Annotated in this window: 7 protein-coding genes; 4 read left to right on the plus strand and 3 right to left on the minus strand. The window is 39.7% G+C overall.

The genetic code is table 11. From position 1 onward, the window contains the following. The first annotated feature begins 518 nt into the window (after positions 1–518). The gene (locus B2X72_RS09885; RefSeq protein ID WP_286849436.1) at positions 519–2,141 is read left to right on the plus strand and encodes a TlpA family protein disulfide reductase; all 1,623 of its coding nucleotides are present in this window, start codon (positions 519–521) and stop codon (positions 2,139–2,141) included. Here the strand turns inward: B2X72_RS09885 and B2X72_RS09890 are convergent. Next, a complete protein-coding gene (locus B2X72_RS09890) occupies positions 2,113–3,120 on the minus strand; it encodes a S41 family peptidase (protein ID WP_145331274.1) in 1,008 nt (335 codons plus the stop codon). The two genes, B2X72_RS09885 and B2X72_RS09890, sit on opposite strands and share 29 nt — an antisense overlap. After that, positions 3,117–3,590, minus strand: coding sequence for a DinB family protein (locus B2X72_RS09895; RefSeq protein ID WP_070566524.1), 474 nt, complete (start codon positions 3,588–3,590; stop codon positions 3,117–3,119). Before B2X72_RS09895 ends, B2X72_RS09890 begins: the two co-directional genes overlap by 4 nt. A gap of 199 nt (positions 3,591–3,789) precedes the next feature. Between B2X72_RS09895 and B2X72_RS09900 the strand changes: the two genes are divergently transcribed. The 3 genes from B2X72_RS09900 to B2X72_RS09910 all read left to right on the plus strand — a co-directional run bounded on the left by B2X72_RS09900 (position 3,790) and on the right by B2X72_RS09910 (position 6,303). After that, positions 3,790–4,086: a hypothetical protein gene (locus B2X72_RS09900; RefSeq protein WP_286849437.1), complete on the plus strand. Its 297-nt coding sequence runs from the start codon at positions 3,790–3,792 to the stop codon at positions 4,084–4,086. A gap of 295 nt (positions 4,087–4,381) precedes the next feature. Then, the gene (locus B2X72_RS09905) at positions 4,382–5,932 is read left to right on the plus strand and encodes a PAS domain-containing sensor histidine kinase (RefSeq protein ID WP_286849439.1); all 1,551 of its coding nucleotides are present in this window, start codon (positions 4,382–4,384) and stop codon (positions 5,930–5,932) included. Between the two features lie 5 nt (positions 5,933–5,937). Then, entirely contained in the window at positions 5,938–6,303 is a 366-nt protein-coding gene (locus B2X72_RS09910; RefSeq protein ID WP_070566531.1) for a response regulator, read from the plus strand. Positions 6,304–6,396: 93 nt separating this feature from the next. On the opposite strand, the gene B2X72_RS09915 is transcribed toward B2X72_RS09910, so the two are convergent. Next, a complete protein-coding gene (locus tag B2X72_RS09915) occupies positions 6,397–6,759 on the minus strand; it encodes a response regulator (protein ID WP_088161374.1) in 363 nt (120 codons plus the stop codon). Positions 6,760–7,035 lie beyond the last annotated feature (276 nt).

Below are 7,035 nucleotides of genomic sequence, written 5' to 3' on the forward strand. Positions count from 1 at the left end.
TACAGTCTATCTCAGATAGTGAAAACCAAGTACATTATAATTGATTCACAACCTTTTCAAACAAACAAGGTCTTCCTGCTTAGGAAGACCTTGTTTGTTTGAAAAAAATGTGAGTCCGCTAATTATTTACAGGGATTCTGTAAACACCCCTTATCGCCGCCTTACCATCGGTGGTTTAGCCAGCCGAGGCCACAGCCGTTGCGCCATCAATTTTATAAACGGTAGACTTACCAGCACTACCCTCGGTATAATATACTTAACATAGTGCTCATTTGGTACAGATTAGCGATCCGGATTTAGTTGTTTTAGCTATAAAAGAATTACTTCCAGCAACAATTAAGTAAATTTCTTAATCAATATGTACCTGTTACTATTTACCAACTCGCAACCTGTCGCATAAACACAAAATATCTCCCCCCAAACCTTATCGCGAGATAAAAAATACAGGTATAAGAAAACAGGAAGAGCATCATGCTAAAGATCCGATTTTTTTTTATCTTTAATTAAATAACCTAAGCATGCTTGCCACAATCCCAAAACCTAAAAAACCTTTAAAAGAGCAAAAAATACATCTTTTTTCCAGATTTCTACTCATCCTATTATGTATAGTCTGTTCGATCAGTAGTGCACAAGAAAGGGCCGAAAAAGCAATTGTACAAGGAAAGATTATACATTATGATCCTTTGATCCCCTTGAATATAACCCTGAATCGGCTGGGACTTTCTGCGATCACCATTTACCCCAAGGTCAACGATAAAGGTGATTTTTATGCGGAGGTGGATTTATATATACCTACGCAGGTTTGGCTAGGCTATCGGACGAATTTTAGCATTGTTCTTCATCCCCAAGACAGTCTTTGGGTCTCTTTTGATGGTAATTCTGACCAAAGAAGTTCCCTTTTGCGCACAGTCAAATTTGCCGGGACTTCCGCCGCCACCAATACCCAGATCGCACAATTCCAAAATCTTTATTTTGCTAGTGAACTCTACGACCAAAATAAGAATTTTTATGCCGTAAAAAATTACGATCCCGTACAGTATATGCGATTCAACGATACCGTACGCCAAAAAGGCAAAGCGTTGTATGACGAGTTTGTCCATACCTATAGCCCAAATGCTGAAAGTAAAAATTGGGCTCTTTTTGAGACAGAAACTCCTTATTACGATAACATCCAGTTTTATTCCATAGATCACAAAAGAGCCAATAATCTAGGCCCCATGGATACCACCTTTGTTATCCCCATAGGATTTTACGACAAGTTGGCAAAGCGTCTTCCACTCGAAAAAAGCCATTTAATGAACACAAATGCGGTATCTACATTTTCCTCATTTTATGATTATTATATTAACGAAAGACGGAGATTTGAGGAAACGAGCGACGCAAATTGGGGAATTACACCAAGTGGGGAACGGTTTGCGTCCACTACTATTGCTGACTCACTACAATTGCACGGGATAGTTAATTATGTGAGCGATCCGCTCTTACGCGAAATCATGCTGAGCCATCACTTTTCAAAAAGTTTTCGAAAACAGGATTTCAAAACCTACGAAAAATTTATTACAATTGTCACCCGACATATTACTTCCCCCTTTCTGCGGGATCCACTGCAGCAGGAATACCTTGCTACAAAAGCCCGAGTCGAGCATCCTGAACTCAATAGCCGTGCTATTCTAAAGGATATGCAATCCTCTCCGATCCAAGAGATCATGGAAGATATCTTACAAAGCAACAAAGGTAAAGTAATCTACGTCGATTTTTGGGCGACCTGGTGTGCCCCCTGCTTGAGTGAATTTCCCAACTCCAAACGAATAGAAGCCGATTTTCAGAACAAAAACGTTTCGTTTGTATACCTCTGTCTTGATTCAGATCAGGACAAGTACAAGGCAACGGTTAGTAGCTATGATCTGGGCGGACAGCATTATTTCCTATCAGCCAAACAGAGCGGCTCCATTCGAGACCTATTCAAGGTCAGCGGCATACCATTTTACCTTTTGATAGACCGAGACGGCACAATTCTAGAAACAGGAAACCACCTGCGACCACTAACCGCAAAAGATAAAATCAATACGTTGCTCCAATATCGGCAGATTTCGAGAACAGCTCATACGCCTGCTATTGGCCCAAAAGTTCCAGGGCCTTGATTATTTTACGATCCTTTTCCAGCACTGTGAGGTTGTCGTCTCCCACGACTTCAAAATCAGGCGAAATATAGGATTTATAAACTTTTAAATTCCTGTCCACCACATAATCTGTTGACAAGTTAATGCCCGCATGATCATTTATTTTAAACCCCTGCACCGCGGTTGTATAATTTGCGGTCTTTTCCCCTACAATAAACGTATTTTTTCGTCCAATAAAGGATATGGCAGTCATTTCACCCGCGCTTGCCGTATAGCAGCTGGTCAAAATAACCAATGGAACATCATTTGCAATCGGATAGATCAACGCTGATTTTCTGTCCAGCATATTTCCATCTATCAGCAACTTTCCCGCCTTAATTTCCCAGTCGCCTGTAGATTGATTACCAGCGTCCCTAAAACCTCCAAAGTGTACATTGTTTCCGATAAACTCTTTCAGTCCGAGTAATATCGGATACATATTTCCTCCGGTATTTAATCTCAGGTCTATAATCCAGCCTTTAATTTCTGCTGAATTGATCCCATTGATATGGGTCACAATATCATCAGCGATACTATCAACTTTTTTAAACGCAAAATCACTGTTTCCAACTATTCGGAGATATCCTATTTTATGATCAATCACCTCACTAAACGTACTCTTCTCCGTGTTAAGCCTATTTTTCAGATAAACATTGGTCATCACATGAGGATTATTCCATCCGTAGGTTTTTCCTTTGTATTTAAGACCGCCATGATAATCGTTGAGCTGCCTAAATACGGCTTCATATAATGTTGCGGCTTCATCAATCGAGTTTAAATTTTGGGCTTTATTGTATAGTTCACGTTTAATAACCTCAAGGTTTTCTTTATGAATTGAATTGGCCGATATAAGTTCAATCGATTTATCAACAAATGATTTTACACTGTCATTTTTAAACGTTTGCGGAAACGCATATCTCGAAGAAAATAAAAGTAATAATAATAAAAACAATCTGGTCATCTTGGAATTTTTGTAGCAATAAACTTCCTTATACTCATCATATAACCCAAATGCAGGCCTTCATGAAAGTTGTTCCATTCGAAGGCATCCGTTATTGAAGTGAGATGGAAGCCCGTACCCGTTGTGCGTTGCTGATAGGTCACAAACTTTTTGTTGTTAAAATCACGGATGGTCGGTTCAATCTGTTCGAGGAGCAATCTTTTCAGCAGATCAGCTTCCTGCTGCGATACCGCTGCTGAAGGCTTTGTTCCGGATTGGTAGCTGTTGAAGATTTTCTCAGGGATATGTCCTTCTACCTCAGATCCGATATAGATTAATTTATGCTGTGTGGCAATGATGTGCCCGATATTCCAGATCAGGTTGTTGCTGAAGCCATCAGGAATGCGATTGAGCTGTTCCAAAGAATAGTTTTCAAAGAATTTGAGGTAAGCCATTCGGCTCGTTTTCCATGCGCGAAAAAGTGATTCCATGTCCTGTTAACTGTCTGTGTTTTGTACGCAAAAATAAGCTGAATCTTTAAAACTGTCAAAGCTTATTTACGGCAATCGGATGCTATACATCAATTTCTTCCAATGGCACCTGCAGACGCTGATTCTTTTTTTATTGAACTTTTTGATTTGAGTATTGTTCAATTTGAAAGGAAATGGTTCAATTCTTAAAAAAGAAAGTATGAAAGCACAAATCGGACTCGTTATCACGGCAGTTGCCGGAGCAGCACTGCTCATTTACAGACGCTGGAAACAGCGTTCTGTACACGAATCAACAGAACAAACAGATCGCAAAGAGACGGGCAATCTAACGAGCCCACCTTCTTGGTACCGCCCCCTTAACATGCCCGAAATCGACAGCATGGATATTGTATCGTTGCAATATGCCCCCGTCAGGGTATCGCCCGACAGAAATAATGCGGTGCAAGGGATCAACAAACACATTTCGTATTACCATAAAGGCAATAGACATCAATAAGGCAGTGATACGGAAATATTTGCAGTATAAGCGATTTCTACAGCTAAAAAAGTGCCCAAGCTCAGTATACAGCGCTTAACCGCGACAATAAATGCCCGCAGTTCCGCGTTCCAGTTACATCGGTTCAGTCAGATCAAAAATAGGTGTCCTGCTATCTTTTGCACTGATTTATATTTTCTTATATTTTCAGCAGGGATTTATACGGGTTTTGAATTTAGACATGCCAAAATCCGCTTCAATTTCAAAATTATCGACTAAATTGGGACACCTTAATTAATATGGGAGTTTAAAATATATGAAAAAAAATGCTTCCTGCATCAACAATTCAACGCAACGTACTGAAAACAAGAACAATGATTTAGATCTTTATCTAAAAGCATTGAATTCTGCCTATTCGGGTATTATAATTACAGACAATCTGCAATATGATAATCCCATCATTTATTGCAATAAAGCTTTTGAAACCATCAGTGGTTATGCCCACGATGAAATTATTGGCCACAATTGCCGATTTTTACAGGCTCAGGACCGTTCGCAAGCCGAACGTAAGATTATTAAAGAAGCAATTGAGCGTGGCGAAGAATGTAAAATTGAAATTCGAAATTATCGTAAGGATGGAACGCTTTTTTGGAATGAACTTTTTATTTCACCAGTGAAGAATGAAGAAGGTCAGGTAACTCATTTTATTGGTGTTCAAAATGATATCAGTGATCGAAAAAAAGCGGAGCATGATCTTCGTGAAGAGAAGTCCCATGTGGAGCTCAAAATACAGCAAAGAACCAAGGAGCTACAAGATAAAGAAAGCTTTCTGTCCAGTATTATTGAAACAGTACGAGAAAGTCTCTTGGTACTCGATGCCAAATATATCGTCCTGAGCGCCAATAGGCATTTTTTAAACTCATTTAAAGTCACCACAGAAGAAACGGTAGGAAAATTATTATTTGACCTCGGTAATCAGCAGTGGGATATTTCTTCGTTAAAAGAGATGCTCACTCAGATATTGCCTACCAATAACCCGGTTATCGATTATGAGGTAGATCATATCTTTCCTCATATTGGCCGAAAAGTCATGCTGCTAAATGCTTATCGTATTGAGTTCGAGGGCCAGTATAAAGATAGGATCCTAATCGCCATCGAAGATATTACTGAAAAGAAGGAGCAGGATCGGCGTAAAGATGATTTCCTGTCCATTGCAAGCCACGAACTTAAGACTCCGCTCACAACAATTAAGGGTCTCTTCCAGATCTTACAGCGATTGAGTGCCGAAAACACCGATCCGAAGTATGTCTCAACTTTAGATAAAATCACGGTTTATATCGATCGCTTGAACTTGCTAATAGCAAAACTCTTAGATACGTCTAAAATTCAATCTGGAAATCTTGAGCTGCACATGGAGCCTTTTGAGATCGATAAGACCATCCAGGATGCCGTTGAAAGCATGCGATTGGCGGCACCAGATTCTGACATCCACCTTACAGGAAATACAGGTAGTATCGTCGAGGGCGACGAGCTCCAGATTATCCAAGTGCTGAACAATCTGCTTTCCAATGCAATTAAATATTCACCCGAGTCGAAAAAAGTTGAAGTTAGTATCCACAAGGTAGCCAACTTTGTTAAAATCTCCGTACGTGACTATGGCATGGGCATAAACTACCAGGACAGACTAAAAATTTTCGAGCGATTTTTTCGCGTCAGCCATATACAGAAAAAGTTTCCGGGTTTAGGCATTGGGCTCTATGTTTCGCATGAGATTATCTTACACCACAAAGGAACACTGTGGGTCGAAAGCGAGCCAGGAGAAGGATCGACATTTAATTTTACATTACCCATTGTAATCAACAAATAAAAAATATGCAGCCTAAAAAGATAATGATCTGTGATGACGATCGAGGAATACTCGAGATGCTGGAGCTTTTTTTAGAACTAGAAGGATATCATGTCATATGCGAAATAAATAGCACACACCTGACAAAGCAATTAATTTTGCATAAACCAGACCTCTTGCTGCTAGACCTCTGGATGCCCATAATTTCTGGTGACCAGCTGATTAAAATTATCCGCAGTACACCCGAAATTAAAGAAACTCCTATCATTGTGCTATCGGCAAGCGTCGATGGACCTGAAATAGCAGGGAACTTAGGCGCAAATGGTTTTATCGCCAAACCTTTTGATTTAACAGATATCACAGATAAAATTAATAGCATACTGAAAAACTAAGTCTGCGAGTACACGCTGGCCAAGCACAAATAAAAGCACTTTTTAATGGAAAGTGCTTTTATGCAGCTGATGTGATCATCTCAAGACAATCGCTTACGCTTGGCCCAATTTGTCCACGAGAAGTAATAGATCGTCCAGTTCAAATGGTTTGGCCAAAAAAGCGTCGGCTCCACATGCAGAAGCAAGCTGCTTCCCACGCGAACTCGCAGACATCATGATCACCGGAATATTTTGATGTTTTTCTGAACTCCGGAGTTCACGAAGGATATCGCCACCTGACAACCATGGCATTTCAATATCCAATAGTATAATATCAGGGTCAATTTCTTCGACAGAAGCAATAAGTTCTCTGCTTTTTGACACTAAATAAACCTCTCTAAATTCATTCTTTAGAGCCAGCTCCAAAACGTGAAGGATGGTGGCATCATCATCACAAACAACAATTTTCTTTTTCATTTTTTGATTGTTTAAAAACACCGCAATGATTGAAAAATATGGTCTTGTGGGGGGATTTAAAATATAGACCTAAGCTGGGCAGATACTTGGTTACCAAACCGTTTATATAATCTTTCTTTGAGATTTTACAAGATAGACAATTTATTGGATAAAAATCTACTCTCGGTCGTTTAAGATACTAAATGCATACGATCTGGTTCTGGTACATCTTTGAAGACGACTGAAAATGAAGTGCCGACATCTAATTCGCTTTCTACGTGAATAGCTGCGTTGAGC

Origin of the sequence: Sphingobacterium sp. UBA7253 (assembly GCF_002472745.1) — a bacterium.
Taxonomy (GTDB): domain Bacteria; phylum Bacteroidota; class Bacteroidia; order Sphingobacteriales; family Sphingobacteriaceae; genus Sphingobacterium; species Sphingobacterium siyangense.

Coding starts and splice junctions, on each gene's coding strand:
- B2X72_RS09885 (WP_286849436.1), top strand. CDS start 519: ATGCTTGCCACAATCCCAAAACCTAAAAAACCTTTAAAAGAGCAAAAA.
- B2X72_RS09890 (WP_145331274.1), bottom strand. CDS start 3,120: ATGACCAGATTGTTTTTATTATTATTACTTTTATTTTCTTCGAGATAT.
- B2X72_RS09895 (WP_070566524.1), bottom strand. CDS start 3,590: ATGGAATCACTTTTTCGCGCATGGAAAACGAGCCGAATGGCTTACCTC.
- B2X72_RS09900 (WP_286849437.1), top strand. CDS start 3,790: ATGAAAGCACAAATCGGACTCGTTATCACGGCAGTTGCCGGAGCAGCA.
- B2X72_RS09905 (WP_286849439.1), top strand. CDS start 4,382: ATGAAAAAAAATGCTTCCTGCATCAACAATTCAACGCAACGTACTGAA.
- B2X72_RS09910 (WP_070566531.1), top strand. CDS start 5,938: ATGCAGCCTAAAAAGATAATGATCTGTGATGACGATCGAGGAATACTC.
- B2X72_RS09915 (WP_088161374.1), bottom strand. CDS start 6,759: ATGAAAAAGAAAATTGTTGTTTGTGATGATGATGCCACCATCCTTCAC.